General features: G+C 64.0%; 14 protein-coding genes. 10 read left to right on the plus strand and 4 right to left on the minus strand.

What is annotated here, in order from left to right; genetic code table 11:
* Positions 1-77: 77 nt before the first annotated feature.
* The 6 genes from AC07N6_RS22225 to mgtE all read left to right on the plus strand — a co-directional run bounded on the left by AC07N6_RS22225 (position 78) and on the right by mgtE (position 8,440).
* Positions 78-1,565 carry an FAD-linked oxidase C-terminal domain-containing protein gene (locus AC07N6_RS22225; protein ID WP_494783326.1) on the plus strand — a complete coding sequence of 496 codons (1,488 nt, stop codon included), beginning with the start codon at positions 78-80 and terminating at the stop codon, positions 1,563-1,565.
* Between the two features lies 1 nt (position 1,566).
* On the plus strand, positions 1,567-2,640 hold the full coding sequence (glcE, locus tag AC07N6_RS22230; protein ID WP_494783325.1) for a glycolate oxidase subunit GlcE: 1,074 nt from the start codon (positions 1,567-1,569) through the stop codon (positions 2,638-2,640).
* A gap of 21 nt (positions 2,641-2,661) precedes the next feature.
* Positions 2,662-3,906, plus strand: coding sequence for a glycolate oxidase subunit GlcF (gene glcF / locus AC07N6_RS22235; protein ID WP_494783324.1), 1,245 nt, complete (start codon positions 2,662-2,664; stop codon positions 3,904-3,906).
* Positions 3,907-4,245: 339 nt separating this feature from the next.
* On the plus strand, positions 4,246-5,535 hold the full coding sequence (locus tag AC07N6_RS22240; RefSeq protein ID WP_494783323.1) for a dicarboxylate/amino acid:cation symporter: 1,290 nt from the start codon (positions 4,246-4,248) through the stop codon (positions 5,533-5,535).
* A gap of 666 nt (positions 5,536-6,201) precedes the next feature.
* Positions 6,202-6,993, plus strand: a complete 792-nt coding sequence (locus AC07N6_RS22245) for a PA4824 family protein (protein ID WP_494783322.1) — start codon at positions 6,202-6,204, stop codon at positions 6,991-6,993.
* Between the two features lie 64 nt (positions 6,994-7,057).
* Positions 7,058-8,440 carry a magnesium transporter gene (mgtE, locus tag AC07N6_RS22250; RefSeq protein WP_494783321.1) on the plus strand — a complete coding sequence of 461 codons (1,383 nt, stop codon included), beginning with the start codon at positions 7,058-7,060 and terminating at the stop codon, positions 8,438-8,440.
* A 104-nt stretch (positions 8,441-8,544) separates the two neighbouring features.
* Here the strand turns inward: mgtE and AC07N6_RS22255 are convergent, their stop codons facing one another.
* The 4 genes from AC07N6_RS22255 to AC07N6_RS22270 all read right to left on the minus strand — a co-directional run bounded on the left by AC07N6_RS22255 (position 8,545) and on the right by AC07N6_RS22270 (position 12,457).
* On the minus strand, positions 8,545-9,000 hold the full coding sequence (locus AC07N6_RS22255) for a PPC domain-containing DNA-binding protein (protein ID WP_494786285.1): 456 nt from the start codon (positions 8,998-9,000) through the stop codon (positions 8,545-8,547).
* Complete coding sequence (locus tag AC07N6_RS22260) at positions 8,997-9,563, minus strand: PCC domain-containing protein (RefSeq protein WP_141911452.1); 567 nt, start codon at positions 9,561-9,563, stop codon at positions 8,997-8,999. Before AC07N6_RS22260 ends, AC07N6_RS22255 begins: the two co-directional genes overlap by 4 nt.
* Entirely contained in the window at positions 9,560-11,176 is a 1,617-nt protein-coding gene (locus AC07N6_RS22265; RefSeq protein WP_494783386.1) for an acyl-CoA synthetase, read from the minus strand. Before AC07N6_RS22265 ends, AC07N6_RS22260 begins: the two co-directional genes overlap by 4 nt.
* A 99-nt stretch (positions 11,177-11,275) precedes the next feature.
* Complete coding sequence (locus AC07N6_RS22270; protein WP_494783319.1) at positions 11,276-12,457, minus strand: acetyl-CoA acetyltransferase; 1,182 nt, start codon at positions 12,455-12,457, stop codon at positions 11,276-11,278.
* Between the two features lie 513 nt (positions 12,458-12,970).
* Between AC07N6_RS22270 and AC07N6_RS22275 the strand changes: the two genes are divergently transcribed.
* The 4 genes from AC07N6_RS22275 to AC07N6_RS22290 all read left to right on the plus strand — a co-directional run bounded on the left by AC07N6_RS22275 (position 12,971) and on the right by AC07N6_RS22290 (position 17,609).
* Complete coding sequence (locus AC07N6_RS22275; RefSeq protein ID WP_494783318.1) at positions 12,971-14,005, plus strand: TRAP transporter substrate-binding protein; 1,035 nt, start codon at positions 12,971-12,973, stop codon at positions 14,003-14,005.
* Between the two features lie 44 nt (positions 14,006-14,049).
* Positions 14,050-15,918 carry a TRAP transporter large permease gene (locus AC07N6_RS22280; RefSeq protein WP_494783317.1) on the plus strand — a complete coding sequence of 623 codons (1,869 nt, stop codon included), beginning with the start codon at positions 14,050-14,052 and terminating at the stop codon, positions 15,916-15,918.
* 100 nt (positions 15,919-16,018) lie between these two features.
* Complete coding sequence (locus AC07N6_RS22285) at positions 16,019-16,789, plus strand: SDR family NAD(P)-dependent oxidoreductase (protein WP_494783316.1); 771 nt, start codon at positions 16,019-16,021, stop codon at positions 16,787-16,789.
* Positions 16,790-16,811: 22 nt separating this feature from the next.
* Positions 16,812-17,609, plus strand: coding sequence for an SDR family NAD(P)-dependent oxidoreductase (locus tag AC07N6_RS22290; protein WP_494783315.1), 798 nt, complete (start codon positions 16,812-16,814; stop codon positions 17,607-17,609).
* The last annotated feature ends 162 nt before the right edge of the window (positions 17,610-17,771 follow it).

Raw genomic sequence — 17,771 nt, forward strand, 5'->3', positions numbered from 1 at the left:
CGGGCCGTCGCCGTTGGACGATCTCGACGATGCCAACGATGCCCTGCGGTTCCCCTAGCCCCAAGCCGAGGTCCAGCATGAATGCTCCCGCCAACCCATCCTTCGCGCCCGCCCGCCAGAGCGAAGTCGTCGACGCCCTGCGCCGCGCCGTGCCCGCGCACTGCGTGCTGGCCGATGAGGAAGACACCCGTCCCTACGAATGCGATGGCCTGGCCGCCTACCGGCAATTGCCGATGGTGGTCGTGCTGCCCGAGAACGAGGCGCAGGTGGTGGCCGTCATGAAGGTTTGCCATGACCTGCGGGTGCAGATCGTGCCGCGCGGCGCCGGCACCGGCTTGTCCGGCGGCGCCATGCCGATCGCCGATGGCGTGGTGCTGTCGACCGCCAAGCTGAACAAGATCCTGAAGATGGACAAGTATTCGCGCACCGCCGTGGTCCAGCCCGGCGTGCGCAACCTGGCCATTTCCGAAGCGGCCGCGCCGCACGGCTTGTACTACGCGCCCGATCCATCCTCGCAGATCGCCTGCACCATCGGCGGCAACGTTGCCGAGAACTCCGGCGGCGTGCACTGCCTGAAGTACGGCTTGACGGTGCACAACGTGCTGCGCGTGCGCATGGTGACCATCGAGGGCGACGTGGTGGAATTGGGCAGTGGTGCGCTGGATGCGCCGGGCCTCGACCTGCTGGCGGTGTTCATCGGTTCCGAGGGCATGCTGGGCGTGGTCACCGAAGTGACCGTCAAGCTGGTGCCCAAGCCGCAGGCCGCGCGCGTGATCATGGCGTCCTTCGACGATGTGGTGAAGGGCGGCAACGCGGTGGCCAACGTGATCGCCGCCGGCATCATCCCGGCCGGCCTGGAGATGATGGACAAGACCAGCTCGCGCATGGTTGAGCCCTTCGTCAAGGCCGGCTACGATGTCGATGCCGAAGCCATCCTGCTGTGCGAGTCGGACGGCACGCAGGAAGAAGTGGAAGAAGAGATCGGCCGCATGACCGAGGTGTTGAATGCCAGCGGCGCTACCGCCATTGCGGTGTCGCAGTCGGAGGCCGAGCGCCTGCGCTTCTGGTCCGGCCGCAAGAACGCCTTTCCCGCCGCCGGCCGCATCTCGCCCGACTACTACTGCATGGACGGCACCATCCCGCGCAAGAAGCTGGCGCAGGTGCTGCTGGGCATCGCCGAGATGGAAAAGAAATACGGCCTGCGCTGCGCCAACGTGTTCCACGCCGGCGACGGCAATTTGCATCCGCTGATCCTGTTCGATGCCAACATCGCCGATGAATTCCACCGCGCCGAACTGTTCGGCGCCGAGATCCTGGAGCTGTGCGTGGAAGTGGGCGGCACCATCACCGGCGAGCATGGCGTGGGCATCGAGAAGATCAACTCCATGTGCGTGCAGTTCGCGCCGGCCGAGCGCGAGGCCTTTTTCAAGGTCAAGCGCGCCTTCGATACCGCCTTCCTGCTCAACCCCGACAAGGCCATCCCGACCCTGCACCGCTGCGCCGAGTACGGCAAGATGCATGTGCAGCGCGGCCAGCTGAGCCACCCCGATTTGCCGAGATTCTGAGATGAGCGAGCAACAACATATGCATGCGGTGCTGGACACCTTCCGCCAGCGCATCGCGCAGGGCCAGCCCTTGCAGATCCGCGGCGGCGGCACCAAGGACTGGTACGGCCAGGCGCCGCGAGGCGAGGTGCTCGATACGCGCGCCTACAGCGGCATCATCGACTACGAGCCGACCGAACTGGTGATCACCGCGCGCTGCGGCACTCCCCTGGCCGAGATCGACGCCGCGCTGGAACAGAACAAGCAGATGCTGGCCTTCGAGCCGCCGCGCTTCGGCGGCGCGGCCACCGTGGGCGGCATGGTGGCCGCCGGCCTGTCCGGCCCGGCGCGCGGTTCGGCCGGCGCCGTGCGCGACTTCGTGCTGGGTGCGGTGCTGATGGATGCGCAAGGCGAGCAGCTGCACTTCGGCGGCCAGGTGATGAAGAACGTCGCCGGTTATGACGTCTCGCGCCTGCTGGCCGGTTCGCTCGGCACCCTGGGCCTGATCCTGCAGGTCTCGCTCAAGGTATTGCCCAAGCCTTTCGCCAGCAGCACGCGCGTGTTCGAGATCAACCAGGAGGGCGCGCTGCGCCTGCTGAACCAGTGGGGCGGCCAACCGCTGCCGCTGGCCGCCAGCGCCTGGAGCAACAACGTGCTGACCATTCGCCTGGCCGGCGCCCAGGCCGCGGTCGATGCGGCCGTCAAGAAACTGGGCGGCAGCGAGCTTTCCAACGGCGACGACTTGTGGCGCGACCTGCGCGAGCAGACGCATGCCTACTTCGCCGACCCGGATGCGCCGCTGTGGCGCCTGTCGCTGCCCTCGGTGGCGCCGCCGGTCGATCTGCCCGGCGCGCAGCTGCTGGAGTGGGGCGGCGCGCAGCGCTGGCTGCGTCCGCAAGGCCCGCTGGATGCGGTGGCCATCCGCGCCGCGGCGTTGGCCGCAGGCGGCAGCGCCAGCCTGCATCGCGGCGGCGACAAGGCGATCGGCGTGTTCCATCCGCTGCAGCCGGCAGTGGAGAAGATCCATCGCAACCTCAAAGCACAATTTGACCCGGCCGGCATCTTCAATCCCGGCCGCATGTACGCGGGCCTGTAAGCCGAAAGCCAACAGACAATCATGCAAACCAACTTAGCCGATTTCATCCGCCACACCCCCGAAGGCCAGGAAGCCGACAGCATCCTGCGCAGCTGCGTGCATTGCGGCTTCTGTACCGCCACCTGCCCGACCTACCAGTTGCTGGGCGACGAGCTGGACGGCCCGCGCGGGCGCATCTACCTGATCAAGCAGGTGCTCGAAGGCAAGCCGGCCACGGCTGCCACGCAATCGCACCTGGACCGCTGCCTGACCTGCCGCAACTGCGAATCGACCTGCCCGTCCGGCGTGCAGTACGGCCGCCTGGTCGATATCGGCCGCAAGGTGGTGGAGCAGCAGGTGCCGCGCCCGTTGTCGCAGCGCGTGATGCGCACCGCGCTGAAGGAGCTGGTGCCGCGCAAATGGATCTTCCGTCCGGCGATGAAAGCCGGGCAAATGGTGCGCCCGCTGTTGCCCAAGGCATTGCAGAACAAGGTGCCGGCGCCGCAGGACGCCGGCGTGTGGCCCGCGCGTTCGCATGCGCGCCAGATGCTGCTGCTGGACGGCTGCGTGCAGCCGTCGATGTCGCCCAACATCAACAGCGCCACCGCGCGCGTGCTGGATGCGCTCGGCGTGCAATTGTTCGTGCCGCCCAAGACCGGCTGCTGCGGCGCCATCCGTTTCCACATGAACGACCAGGACGGCGGGCTGGACGACATGCGCCGCAATATCGACGCCTGGTGGCCCTATGTGGAAGGAAAGGACGGCATCAAGGCCGAGGCCATCGTGATGAACGCCTCCGGCTGCGGCGTCACCGTGAAGGAATACGGCCACCTGCTGCAGCATGACCATGCCTATGCCGAAAAGGCGCGCCGCATCTCGCACATGACGCGCGACATCAGCGAAATCCTGCCCGACTTCGAAGTGCAACTGCAGGAGAAGCTCAAGGATTACGCCGGCCGCCGCGTGGCCTACCATCCACCGTGCACGCTGCAGCACGGCCAGAAGATCCGCGGCAAGGTTGAGGCTATCCTGCGCGCGGCCGGCGTGGACGTGCAGTTATGCGCCGACAGCCATTTGTGCTGCGGTTCGGCCGGCACCTATTCGCTGCTGCAGCCGGAGCTGTCCTACCAGCTGCGCGACAACAAGCTCAAGAACCTGGCCGCCACCGATCCGGACATGATCGTGACCGGCAACATCGGTTGCGTGACGCACCTGCAGTCCGGCACGCAAACGCCGGTGCGGCACTGGATCGAGTTGCTCGACGCGGCCTTGCTGGAACGCGCCTGAGCGGCCATCCCGGCCGTACTTCCCAAGCCCCGCGATGCGGGGCTTTTTTATGGTCAAAATGACCACGCCTTGCACATTTTTGAGGCATTTTGGCGATCCCGGCTTGACGGACGGCCCCATAAATCAATAAGCTTCGTGCTTTTTATCGCTTGCCGGGAAAAAGTATTGACTATTTCTCATCGAAAGCCGACGCGATCCACGACAATCCGGAGCGCACCCGCCTGACAGCGGGCGGCGCAAGCAGCCACAATCAGCCACAAGAAACAAGCAACAAAAGCCCCTCATCGCTCCCGGCGCCAGGCTGTTTGGCCCGCCAGCGCTTTTGGGCTGGAGACCATCTTGAAAAAACGCATCCCACCCGCCGCCTACATCTTCATCGCCATGCTCCTTGGCATCCTGGTCGGCTACCTGATCTTCACCCACTACGGCAAGGCCGAAGCCAAGGAATTGTCCGGCTACATCTCGATCGCCTCCGACATGTTCCTGCGCCTGATCAAGATGGTGATCGCGCCGCTGGTGTTTTCCACGCTGGTGGTCGGCATCGCCCACATGGGCGACGCCAAGTCGGTGGGCCGCATCTTCGGCAAATCGCTGGCCTGGTTCATGCTGGCCTCGCTGGTGTCGCTGGCGCTGGGCATGGTCATGGCCAACCTGCTGCAGCCGGGCGCCGGCGTGTCGTTGCCGCCGCCCGACGCGGCCGGCGCCGGCCTGGCGACCGGCCAGTTCACCGTCAAGGAATTCTTCAACCACCTGGTGCCCAAGTCGGTGGCCGAGGCCATGGCGCAAAACGAGATCCTGCAGATCGTGGTGTTCTCGATGTTCTTCGGCGTCGCGCTGGCGGCGCTGGGCGAGCGCGGCAAGAACCTGCTGGCGGTGGTGGACGACCTGTCGCACGCCATGCTCAAGATCACCGGCTATGTGATGAAAATGGCGCCGGTCGCGGTGTTCGCGGCCATGGCCGCCACCGTCGCGGTCAATGGCCTGGACATCCTGGTCAGTTTCGCGGTCTTCATGCGCGACTTCTATTTCTCGCTGGTGCTGCTGTGGGCATTGCTGATCGCCGCCGGCTTCGTGTTCCTGAAAAAACGCATCTTCCATCTGCTGGCGCTGATCAAGGAAGCCTTCCTGCTGGCATTCGCCACGGCCAGTTCCGAGGCCGCCTATCCCAAGCTGCTCGATGCGCTGGACCGCTTCGGCGTCAAGCGCAAGATTTCCAGTTTCGTGATGCCGATGGGGTACTCGTTCAACCTCGACGGCTCGATGATCTACTGCACCTTCGCCACGCTGTTCATCGCCCAGGCCTACGGCATCCACATGCCGCTGTCCACCCAGATCACCATGATGCTGGTGCTGATGCTGACCTCCAAGGGCATCGCCGGCGTGCCGCGCGCCTCGCTGGTGGTGATCGCCGCCACGCTGCACCAGTTCAACATCCCGGAAGCGGGCCTGCTGGTGATCCTGGGGATCGACACCTTCCTCGACATGGGGCGTTCAGCCACCAACGCGGTGGGCAACTCGATCGCTTCGGCCGTGGTTGCCAAGTGGGAAGGCGGCTTGCTGAGCGAGGAAGAAGCGCGCGCCGCCGAGCAGGAGATCGAGCGGGAAGCGGAACTCAAGCTGCACGCCTGAACGAAAAAACAGAGGCCAAATGGAGCGGACCGGGTGACCGGTCCGCTCTTTCTTTTTGCGCAATCGCGCGCGGGAAAGGGGGCAGGCCGCAATGGCCATGCGTCCCATGATGCGGGACGCGTGCTTGTTTTTATTTCTTTCGACATGCTAGAATCCGCGTCGTACAAACTTCGGAGTTCCTCCTGTGGACAGTTCTTATCGTCGATCCCTGATCGGCCAACCACAGCCAAGGTAGTCGCGCATCGTCTTTCGCCGCTACCTTGCCTGCATGGCGGGTAGCAGCACCAGGCAGCCGGTTCACGGCCGCCGGTCTTCTTCTCCCTCCTCCTCATTTTTTGATTGTCGCGTGTTGCCTGCTGCCTGTTGGCAGCGGCATCGTTCCGGTCTTGCGCATTTACGCTGCGGCCGGCTGTCGACGTGCGCGGCAATAGCGCCGTGGCCGACCCGCATCTGAAATCACGCGGACTTGCGGTCACCTTTTTCGTCACTCTTCGGGAGAAAAGATGGATCCAGAACCAGAGCCAGAACCAGAGCCGCTCAGGCCCTTAGCCAGCATCAGCTGGACATTCACTTTCAACACCATATTCCGGTCCAGGGCCGGAGGCATGCCTTCGGCCGATTGAGACCGCGGCTCCTCCGGTGCGAACGGCCGGCCAGGAGCTTCCCATGTTTCAATTCATCCCGTTTCTCCGTCCTTGCGCCTTGCAGGTGCAACAATTCATCGCATCCCCCCGCCTGCGCGGCGCCGGAGGAAAGTGGCTCATCGCCTCGCTGGTTGGCGCGATGCTGTCGTCCAACGCACACGCAGGCCGTCCGATGGTCACCGACGATGCCGCCGTGATCGATGAGGGGGCCTGTCAGCTTGAGGCCTGGACCGAACATTCCTCCGGTTCCAATACCGCATGGCTCAATCCGAGCTGCAATCCCTTCGGTTCCACCGAATTCGCGCTCGGCGCGGCGTACCAGCAAGACCGCCAGGACAGCGCCGGCAACAGCGCGCTGCTCGGCTGGCAAGTCAAGCACCTGCTGCGCGCCTACGACGACCAGCGCGCCGGTTTCGCGGTGGCGATGGGCGGGCAACAGGCGCGCAGCGGCAACGCCGGCGAGATCTTCGTCAAAGGCATCGCGACCCTGCCGCTGACGGGGGAGGACCTGCTGGCGCACATGAATCTCGGCACGCTGCGCCAGCGTGAAGACGGGCTGCGCAGCTACCACGGCACCTGGGGTGTCGCGCTGGACGCCAGGGTTCTTCCCCGCACCCGCGCATCGCTCGAGACCTATGGCATGACAGGCGGCGGCAGCGACACCCGCAGGAACTGGCAACTGGGCGTGAGCCATGCGCTGATCCCGGAGCGTCTCCAGCTCGACGCCAGCGTGGGCAGTCCTTTCGGGCAATGGTCCGGGCACAAGGTCTTCACCGTGGGTCTGGTCTTCGCCATGCCCGGGGTCTTGCGCTGATGCGCATGCTGCCCGGCAGACAAACAGCCAATGAGCCAATCAGCCAATCAGACAAGGAGAAATCATGAACCGTGACGACCTGCAAACATCCCTCCGCGCAATCCTCAATTCATTTGATGGAGAGGCATTTTCCGCCATCGTACGAAATTCGCTGTCAGCCGACGTGGTCGATGCGCTGGACCGGTTCACCACCGGGCAAACCAGCGCCATGCTGATGATCCTGGAACCGGGCCTGCGCGCTTCCCTGTTTGCCCACTTCCCGGCGGTACGCCAGGATCTGTTGTTGCAAGCGTTGCCGCGTGAAGCGGTGGTCGACCTGTTCGAGCGGATGCCTTCCGATGACCGGGCCGACATGTTCAAGCGCCTCGGCGAGGATGCCCGCCAGCGGCTGCTTCCGGCGCTGGCCAAGGTAGAGCGCGACGACATCCTCAAGTTTGCCGCCTTTCCCGAGGACAGCGTCGGTTCGGTGATGACATCGGACTACGCCACGCTCAATGCCGGCATGAGCGTGGCGCAGGCGCTGGTCGCGCTGCGTTCCAGCGCGCCCGACAAGGAGACGATCTACGAGATATATGTGCTCAGCGCGGACCGCCGCCTGCTCGGCACCGTGTCGCTGCGCGACCTGGTGCTGGCCGAACCGACTGCCGATGTCGGCGACCTGATGCGCGTCGACCCGGCCTTCGCCCGTTTGCAATGGCCGCGCGAGCAGGCGGTGGAACTGATTCGCCACTACGATCTGCTGGCGCTGCCGGTGGTTTCCGGCGACAAGACCATGGTCGGCATCGTTACTGTCGATGATGCGATGGATATCCAGAACGACCGTGAAGCGTCGCAACTGGCGCGCTTCGGAGGCACTGCCGGGCGCAATAGTCCCGACCTGGATATCCTGGCGACGCCGTTCAGAAAGATCGTCGGCGTGCGCGTGTTCTGGCTGTCGATCCTGACGCTGTTTGGCATGGCGATCAGCAACTTCGTCGCCGCGCAGGAAGAGATGCTGACGCAGGTCGTCATCCTTGCGGCGTTCCTTGCGCCCATCATCGACATGGGCGGCAATACCGGCAGCCAGTCGGCCACGTTGGTGATCCGCTCCATGACCCTGGGCGAAGTGACGCTGCGCTGGCGCGACATCTGGCGCGTCATCAGGCGCGAACTGCCCATCGCCGGAGTGCTGGGGCTGATCATTGCGGTGCTGGAACTGATCCTGGCGCACTTCAGCAAGGATGTCGGCGTCGACATCCTGCTGGTGGTCGGGCTCAGCATGTTTGTCTGCACCGCAGCGGGCGGCGTGATCGGCGCGCTGCTGCCGTTCCTGGCGCGCCGCATCGGCACCGATCCGGCCACGCTGAGTTCGCCGCTGATCACGTCCATCATGGACATCATCGGGGTGATGATCTACTTCGGATTCGCCTACGTGTTCCTTGGCAATCAACTGGCTTCCAGCGCATGAGCGCCGGCAGTCGCTGCTGCCGCGACATGCGGCGACCGCGCCCGCCGTGGCTGGCTGACAGGTTGCGGCGGGCGTGACGGCGTTCGCGGAGTGGCGGCGGAGGGTCAGGCCGGCAGGGCTTCGCGCACCTTGGCCGGAATCCATTCCTGCAGCGTGATCTCGATGGTGATGAACGAGAGATTGGCGCCGCGCAGGAAACGGCCGGCGAAGATCTTGCCGTCGGTGTCGGCCACCACGCCTTGCAGCGGATTGGGGTTGGACTTGCCGTCCGAGAAACCGATCTCGCCGAAGACGTTGAGGATCTCGACGCCGGGGCCGTTGATTTCCATCACGCGCAGGCCGCCGGCGGTGGCGTATTGCAACTGGGCGTCAACCAGGCTGCCGATGGCGCCGCGCACGATGGCGGTTTTCATGCCGTGCTGGCGGCATAAGGCTTCCACGCTCTCGGTCAGGTCCTGGTTGGGTTTGAGGCGGGCCATCACCAGCTTGCCCAAGGTTCCTTCTTCTACCTGGATGTTGTCGTCTGTCTCGGTTGTCGTTGTATTTAGGTTCGTCATCATGATTCCATGGGTGTCGGATGCAATAGACTGAAGTGCGTCTCTTCATCGCTGTTGACGACAAAGGCGCCTTGGGAAAACAAGCACATGCGGATGATGAGCGGATCGTCGCCCACTTCCACAGTATCAAGCAAAAGATGGCCGCCATGAATGACGCCATCGCCATCGATGAAGCCCGAATGGCAGTGCAATAATACCTTTCCTTCCTGGTTTTGGCCCACCGTGATGGCGCCGGTCACAAAGGTGATCGCGCCTTCCAGTACATGCGGCGGGCCGTAGTCATATGGGCGGTTCTGGTCCCGGGTGTTCTCGATGCGGTGGTAATGCAGGCTGCGCGCGGTGCCGCCGCACATGCGGCCGACGCCGCCGCGCTGGCCGTAGCGCGCCAATACCTTGCGCAACGCCTCGCCGACCCTGGTGCCGGGCGCCAGCGTGATGCGCAGTTCCTCGGCCGGGTTGGCCTCCAGGTCCAGCGTGCGCGGATAGCTCTGCTGGCCTGCGTGCAGGAACTTGCGGACCTCGACAAATCCCGGATGGCCGTCAGCGGGTTTGTTGGAGAGTTTCATAAGCGATAGTCACCTTTCTCCTCAAGCAATGCCTTGATCTGTTTCTTGACGATCTTCCCATAGCCCGACTTCGGCATGGTCTCCCAGAACACGAAGCGCCGCGGCCACTTGTACTTGCCGATGCGCTCTTCCAGATGCGCCAGCAGCGCCTCTGGCCCCACTTGCTGCCCGGCCTTGGGCACGATCACGGCCAGGCCGCTCTCGCCCCACTTGGGATCGGGCACGCCCAGCACCGCCACCTCGGACACCGCCGGATGGGTCAGCAGCGCCTCCTCGATCTCGCGCGGATAGACGTTGGAGCCGCCGGAGATGTACATGTCGGACGAACGGCCGGTGATGTAGAGGAAGCCGTCCTTGTCCACATGGCCGAGGTCGCCGGTGTGGAACCAGTCGTGCTTGAAGGCCTTGGCGTTGGCGTCCGGGTTGTTGTGGTAGCCCATGAACACGGCCGGGCCGCGCACGCAGATCTCGCCGGTCTCGAAAGGCTTGAGCTTGTTGCCGGCGTCGTCCAGGATGGCGATTTCCATGCCGGTGCGCGGCATGCCGCAGGTGCCCACGCGCGCCTGCGGATGGGCGTCGTCCTCGTGGTGCATGTAGGGCGGCAGGAAGGTGATGTTGCCGGTCACTTCGCCCAGGCCGTAGTACTGCACCAGCACCTTGCCCAGCTTCTTGAGCGCATACACCTGGTCGGCGCGGTACATCGGCGCGCCGGCGTAGATGACATGCCTGAGCGAGGAGTGGTCGTAGCGGTCGACCGATTCGTCTTCCACCAGGATCTTGACGATGGTGGGCACGGTGAACAGGTTGTCGACCTTGTATTTCTCGACCAGTTGCCAGGCTTCCTCGACCACCAGTCGCTCCGACGACAGCAGGATGCTGGCCGCGCCGCGTGCGGTATTGATCACGGCATGGATGCCGGCGCCATGCGACAGGGGCGCGACCACCAGCGAGCGCGATTCATGGTTCAGGCCCGGCATCAGGTCGGCCAGGTGGTTGGTGACCACGAAGGCCATCTGCCCGTGCGCCAGCATGCCGGCCTTGGGGTGGCCGGTGGTGCCGGAGGTATAGAAGAACCACAGCGGATCCTCGTACTCGACCTCGACTTCGTCGAAGGCCTGTTGGCCGGCGTCGGCGACCAGCGTCTCGAAATCCAGTTCGCCCGGACGCGGATCGGCCAGCGCGATCACGTGTTCCAGCACCGGCGAGACCGCCTTGACCGCATCCACGTAGTTGGCGAAGCCCTGGTCATAGAGCATCACCGAGGCGCCGCTGGACTGGCCGAGGTAGGCCGCTTCGGGAGGCGTGATGCGGAAGTTGGTCGGCACCCAGACCACGCCCAGCTTGAAAGCGGCCCAGGCGCTTTCGAAGATCTGCTGGTTGTTGCGCGAATGGACCAGCATCTTGTCACCCTTCTTCACGCCGCGCTTGGCCAGCGCGTGCGCCAAGGCGTCGACGCGGTCATTGATCTGCTTCCAGGTGATGATTTTGTCTTCGCCATTGACGCCGCCGCGGCTCAGGATCAGGCCGGGCTGGTCGGGAAAGCGGCGCGCCACGTCCGATAGCAGGCGGCCCAGGTTCATGACTTTCTTTAACATCGTCTCACTCGTTCTAATTGAAATTGGCGTTGCTTTTTTTAGTTCGCTGCTGCGCTCTTGCGGATGCTGCCTGCCGCCTGCGGATGCAAGCGGCAGGGAAGTACGGAAGGAAACGGGTCAGTGGATGCGTTCCAGGATGCTGACGTAGTTGGCCACTGCCGCGCCGCCCATGTTGAATACGCCGGCGTATCGGGCGTTGGCGATCTGCATGTCGCCGGCGTCGTGCGCGGCCTGCATGGCCGCCATCACGTGCATCGACACGCCGGTGGCGCCGACCGGGTGGCCCTTGGATTTCAGGCCGCCGGAAGGGTTGACCGGCAGCTTGCCGTCCTTGGCGGTGACGCCGTCGAGGATCACGCGCGCGCCTTGGCCGTGCGGCGCCAGGCCCATCGCTTCGTATTCCAGCAGTTCGGCCACGGTGAAGCAGTCATGCGTTTCCACCAGCGACAGGTCGTTCAGCGACAGGCGCGCATTGCCCAGCGCCTGCTTCCAGGCCAGCTCGGCCGCTTCGAAGCGGGTGGCGTCGCGGCGCGACAGCGGCAGGTAGTCGTTGACGTGCACCGCGGCGCGGAACTGCACCGCGCGCGGCATAGTCTTGGCGGCATCGGCCGCGCTGATCACCATGGCGGCGGCGCCGTCGGAGATGAGCGAGCAGTCGGTGCGCTTCAACGGGCCGGCCACGAACGGGTTCTTCTCCGACACGTTGCGGCAGAAGTCGAAACCGAAATCCTTGCGCATGTGGGCGTAAGGATTGGACATGCCGTTCTTGTGGTTCTTGGCGGCGATCGCGGCCAGCGCGTCGGACTGGTCGCCGAAGCGGTCGAAGTAGCTCTGCGCGATCTTGCCGAACACGCCGGCGAAACCGCCGGGGATGCCGGCCTCTTCCTTGGCGTAGCAAGCCTTGAGCAGCACCTCGCCCACCTGTGCCGTGGCCAGTTCGGTCATTTTCTCGAAGCCGATCACCAGCACGTGCTTGGACTCGCCGGCCTTGATCGATTGCAGGCCCGAGTGGATCGCCGCCGAGCCGGTGGCGCAGGCGTTCTCCAGCCGCACGGCCGGCTTGAAGCGCAGTTGCGGCAGGCTGTTGAAGACCAGCGAGGCAGGGAAGTCCTGGTACAGGAAGCCGGCATTGAAGGTGCCGACGTGGACGGAATCGATATCTTCCGGTTGCAGGCCGGCGTGCTCGATGGCGGCCTTGGCGACCTGGCCGATCAGCACTTCGGGATCGATGCCGTCGAGCTTGCCGAATTGGGAATGATGCCAGCCGGTAATGCAGGGTGCGGATGCAGAAGCAGTCATTTTATTTGTCCTTGTAAGACGTGGTCGGTACGGTTGATGTGGACGCAATATGCAAAATCGATGCCACACATCCGGACTGTTATTCGAGGGCCTTGTGGGCTTCGGCCCGGATGGCGGGTTGGCCTGCGCGCGGGCCGGCCGAACCAAGATAGCACGACTGCGCAGCCGGTGAATTTGCTGCGATGCGCAAAGAAAATGTAGCGGAAATCGCATGGAACAACTGTCCGCGATGCGACAGTTGTTCGACAAAAATGCGACATGTGTCGCATCAATTCCCATCAAATAAATTGTTGCCGAGGGCGCGCCCGCCCTTGTCCTTTCGCGCCGTTATCGCAGAGAATACAGGCGCAATGCCGATCACAGGGAGGAGACGCCCGCGCTGCCGAGGAAGGATTGGCGGCTTGGCATTCAAATTGCTCTGTTGACGCCAAGCAGTGCTGGCAACAAGGAAACCGTTTGCATGTCGGCATCCGGGTTCCGGTTCATATAAAACTACAAACAGGAGATAAACAGATGGGAAACCCCACTGGCAAGATCACGCGCCGTTCTTTTCTGAAGACCGCCTCGGTTGCCTCGGCCGCCGCCGCGACCGGCCTGTACGGTACCTCCGCGCATGCCGCCGAATTCACCTTCAAGTACGCCAACAACCTTCCGGTGTCGCACCCGATGAACACGCGCGCCAAGGAAATGGCCGCCAAGATCGCGGAGCAATCCAAGGGCCGCATCGATTTGCAGATCTATCCCAACAACCAGTTGGGCACCGACACCGACATGCTGTCGCAGGTGCGCGCCGGCGCGATCGATTTCTTCACGCTGTCGCCGCTGATCCTGGGCACCCTGGTGCCGGCCGCGCAGATTTCCGGCATCGGCTTCGCCTTCAAGGACTACAACCAGGTATGGGCCGCCATGGACGGCGAACTGGGCGCGCACGTGCGCAAGCAGATCGAAGCCAAGTCGACCCTGTTCGCCTTTGAAAAGATCTGGGACAACGGCTACCGCCAGATCACCAACAGCACCCGCCCGATCAAGAGCGCCGACGACCTCAAGGGCATGAAGCTGCGCGTGCCGCCGAGCCCGCTGTGGACCTCGATGTTCCGCGCCGTGGAATCGGCGCCGACTTCCATCAACTTCGCCGAAGTGTATTCCGCGCTGCAGACCAGGATCGTCGAAGGCCAGGAAAACCCGCTGGCGATCATCTCCACCGCCAAGCTGTACGAAGTGCAGAAGTACTGTTCCATCACCAACCACATGTGGGACGGTTTCTGGTTCCTGGGCAACAAGAAGTCCTTCGAGCGCTTGCCCAAGGACCTGCAGGAAATCGTGGCCCGCAACGTCAACGAAGCCGGCTTGAACCAGCGCGTCGACGTCAAGAAGCTCAACGACTCGCTGGTCGGCGAGATGAAGGGCAAGGGCCTGGCCTTCAACGATACCGATAACGATTCGTTCCGCGCCAAGCTGCGCAGCGCGGGCTTCTACGCCGAATGGCACAAGAAGTTCGGCGATGAGCCCTGGGCATTGCTGGAAAAGTACACCGGCAAGCTGGCCTGAACCGAATCCGCTGGAACTGCTGGAGGTTGACGATGGAAGCTGCAATGACTTACCGCGAGCCGGTGAACATGAACCCGGCCGCGCGCGCCCTGGTGGCGATCAACCGCATGGTGATGCATGTGGTGGGCGCCGTCGCGGCGGCGCTGGTGGTGGCCGAGACGGTGGTGCTGTTGACCGGCGTCATTTACCGCTACGCGCTGCACGATCCGCTGATATGGTCGGATGAACTGGCCTCGATCCTGTTCATCTGGCTGTCGATGCTGGGGGCCGTCCTGGCGCTGAACCGGGGTGAGCACATGCGGCTGACCGCCGTCATCAACAAGTGTTCGGAAAAGGGCCGCGTCTGGCTGGAGACAGTCGCGGCCCTGGTGGTCTGCATTTTCGTGCTGATGGTGATCCACCCCGCGGTGGATCATGCGGTCGAACAGATGGCGATCACCACGCCGGCGCTGGAAATCCCCGATGGCCTGCGCGCCGGCGCCTTGCCGGTGGGCGCGATCCTGATGCTGCTGGCGGCGATCTCGCGCATGGCCTCGATGACCACCTTCCGGCTGTTGCTGTCGGCGCTGGCGGTAGTGGCCGTGATCGCCGGTGGCCTGTTCCTGGCCAAGCCGCTCCTGCTGGGCATGGGCAACTACAACCTGATCGTCTTCTTCGTGCTGCTGATCGGCGTCTGCGTGATTGGCGGCATTCCCATCGCCTTCGCCTTCGGCACCGCCACCATGGCTTACCTGGCGCTGGCCACCACCGCGCCGCTGATGATCGTGGTCAGCCGCATGGATGAGGGCATGTCCAGCCTGATCCTGCTGTCGGTGCCGCTGTTCGTGCTGCTCGGTTCGCTATTGGAAATGTCGGGGCTGGCCAAGACGCTCATCGATTTCATGGCCTCGCTGCTGGGCCACGTGCGCGGCGGCCTGCAATATGTGCTGCTGGGGGCGATGTTCCTGGTGTCGGGCATCTCAGGCTCGAAGGCGGCCGATATGGCGGCCATCGCGCCGGCATTGTTCCCCGAGATGAAAAAGCGCGGCTCCAAGCCGGAAGAGCTGGTGGCCTTGCTGTCGTCGTCCGGCGCGATGACCGAGACCATCCCCCCCAGCCTGGTGCTCATTACCATCGGCGCGGTGTGCAGCGTGTCGATCACGGCGCTGTTCATCGGCGGCCTGATGCCGGCGGCCATCGCCACCATCGCCATTGCCGTGGTGTGCTGGATGCGCGCGCGCCGCGAACCGATGCCGGACGTCAAGCGTGCGCCGATGTCGCTGATCATGAAGACCCTGATCGCCGCGATCCCGGCCCTGGCGCTGCCGATGCTGATCCGCGTGGCGGTGATCGAAGGCGTGGCCACCGCGACTGAAGTGGCGACGATCGGCGTGGCCTATACCATCGTGGTCGGCCTGGTCATGCATATGTTCAAGGGGCACCTGGACTTCAAGCGCCTCTACCCGATCCTGATCGAGTCGGCGGCCTTGTCCGGCGCCATCCTGCTGATCATCGGCATGGCCACCTCGATGGCCTGGGCGCTGACGCAGTCCGGTTTCTCGGCCAAGCTGGTGTCGCTGATGCAAGGCGTGCCGGGCGGCGGCGCGGGCTTCCTGCTGATCACCATCGTCATCTTCATCGTGCTGGGCAGCCTGCTGGAAGGCATTCCCGCCATCGTGCTGTTCGGCCCGCTGCTGTTCCCGGTGGCGCGTTCGCTGGGCGTGCATGACGTGCACTACGCCATGGTGGTGATCCTGGCCATGGGCATCGGCCTGTTCGCACCGCCCTTCGGCGTCGGCTTCTATGCCGCCTGCGCGATCGGCAAGGTTTCGCCGGACGGCGTGTTCAACCGCGTGTGGGGCTACCTGGCCGCACTGGTGGTGGCGTTGCTGGTGGTGGCCTTCGTGCCGTGGATTTCCATCGGCTTCCTCTGATCCCCGGCCAAGTCACCCGAGACCGATCATCGACAAGGTAACGACTTAAAAACGGCGGCCCCAGCTCTTCTTCGGGGCCGCCCCAATTCACGGAGACAACATGAACCAAAGCGATAGCGGCGCCCGCGTGGCGCTCGTGACGGGCGGAGCCATGGGCATCGGCGCCGCGATTTGCCGGCAACTTGCAGCCAAGGGCTATACCGTCCTGGTGTCGGACATCAACCTGGAGGCCGCCGGCAAGACTGCCGCCGCCTTGGTCGAGGCGGGCCACAAGGCGGCGCCGCTGCAGATGGACGTGGGCAACCCGGAGTCGATCGCCAAGGCCTTCGCCGCCGTCGAGAAGGATTACGGCCGTTGCGACGTGCTGGTCAATAACGCCGGCATCGCCAAGACCTATCCCTTCCTCGATTTCCCCATCGACAACTGGGTGCAGACCATGAACATCAACGTCACCGGCGTGCTGGTGGCGGGGCAACTGGCGGCGCGCCTGATGCTGAAGAACAAGTGGGGCCGCATCGTCAACATCTCGTCGATCTCGGGCATCCGCGCCGGCGCCGGACGCACTGCCTACGGCACCTCGAAATCGGCGGTGATCGGCCTGACGCGCCAGATGGCCATCGAGCTGGCCGAGCATGGCATCACCGTCAACAGCGTGGCGCCGGGGCCGGTCGACACCCCCATGACGCAGGCCATCCACTCGGAAGAGACGCGCCAGAGCTACTACCGGCTGGTGCCGATGCGCCGCTACGGCAGCACCGACGAGATCGCCGCCGCCGTGACCTTCCTGGCCGGCGACGAGTCGTCCTACATCACCGGCCATGTGATCCCGGTCGACGGCGGCTTCGTCGCCGGCGGCGTGCTCAGCATCTGACAACGAATACGAAGGAGAAGGCATGAACAAGCAAATGGAAGACAAGGTCATCATCGTCACCGGCGCCGGTTCGGTGGGCGAGGGCTGGGGCAACGGCAAGGCCGCCGCGGCGCTGTATGCGCGCGAAGGCGGCAAGGTGCTGGCGGTGGACCGCAGCATCGACGCCGCCAAACAGACCCAGGAGATCATCCGCGGCGAAGGCGGGGTGTGCGAGGTGCTCGCCGCCGATGTCTCGAAGTCGGCGGACGTGAAGGCGATTGCCGATGCGGCCATGGATTACTTCGGCCGGGTCGACGTGCTGCATAACAATGTCGGCATCGCCGAGACCGGCGGCCCGGTGGAAACCAGCGAAGAGAGCTGGAACCGCCTGGTGGCGGTCAACCAGACCAGCCTGTTCCTGACTCACAAGTTCGTGCTGCCGATCATGGAGAAGCAGAAGAAGGGCGCCATCGTCAACATCTCGTCGCTGGCGGCTTTACGCTGGATCGGCTTTCCCTATCTTGGCTATACGGCGACCAAGGCGGCGATCCTGGCTTTCACCAAGAACGTGGCGATGCAGTATGCGCCGGTGGGGATTCGCGCCAATTGCGTGTTGCCGGGGTTGATGGATACGCCGATGATTCGCGAGCCGTTGAAGGCTTCCTATGGCGGTGATATCGAGGCGATGCGGGCCAAGCGGCATGCGCAGTGTCCGATGGGGTTCATGGGGGATGCCTGGGATGTGGCGCATGCTTCCTTGTTTTTGGCTTCTGATAATGCGCGCTATATCACGGGGTTGGATTTGATTGTGGATGGTGGGTTGTCGTTGAAGTGCACTTGATGTTGTTTGTTGCTGGGTAGTCTGTAGTCTGGTCTTGCTTCGTGCGGATGGACTGGCTTGATGCTTTTCTTTCTCCGGTCGGAGGGGAGCGCCGGGGGCGGCCCGGCAGCCGCTCACTTTCTTTGGCCCGCTGTATAGACCTGAGACATAGGTAACACGTGT

The organism is Herbaspirillum sp. GW821-FHT09A12 (genome assembly GCF_059418325.1).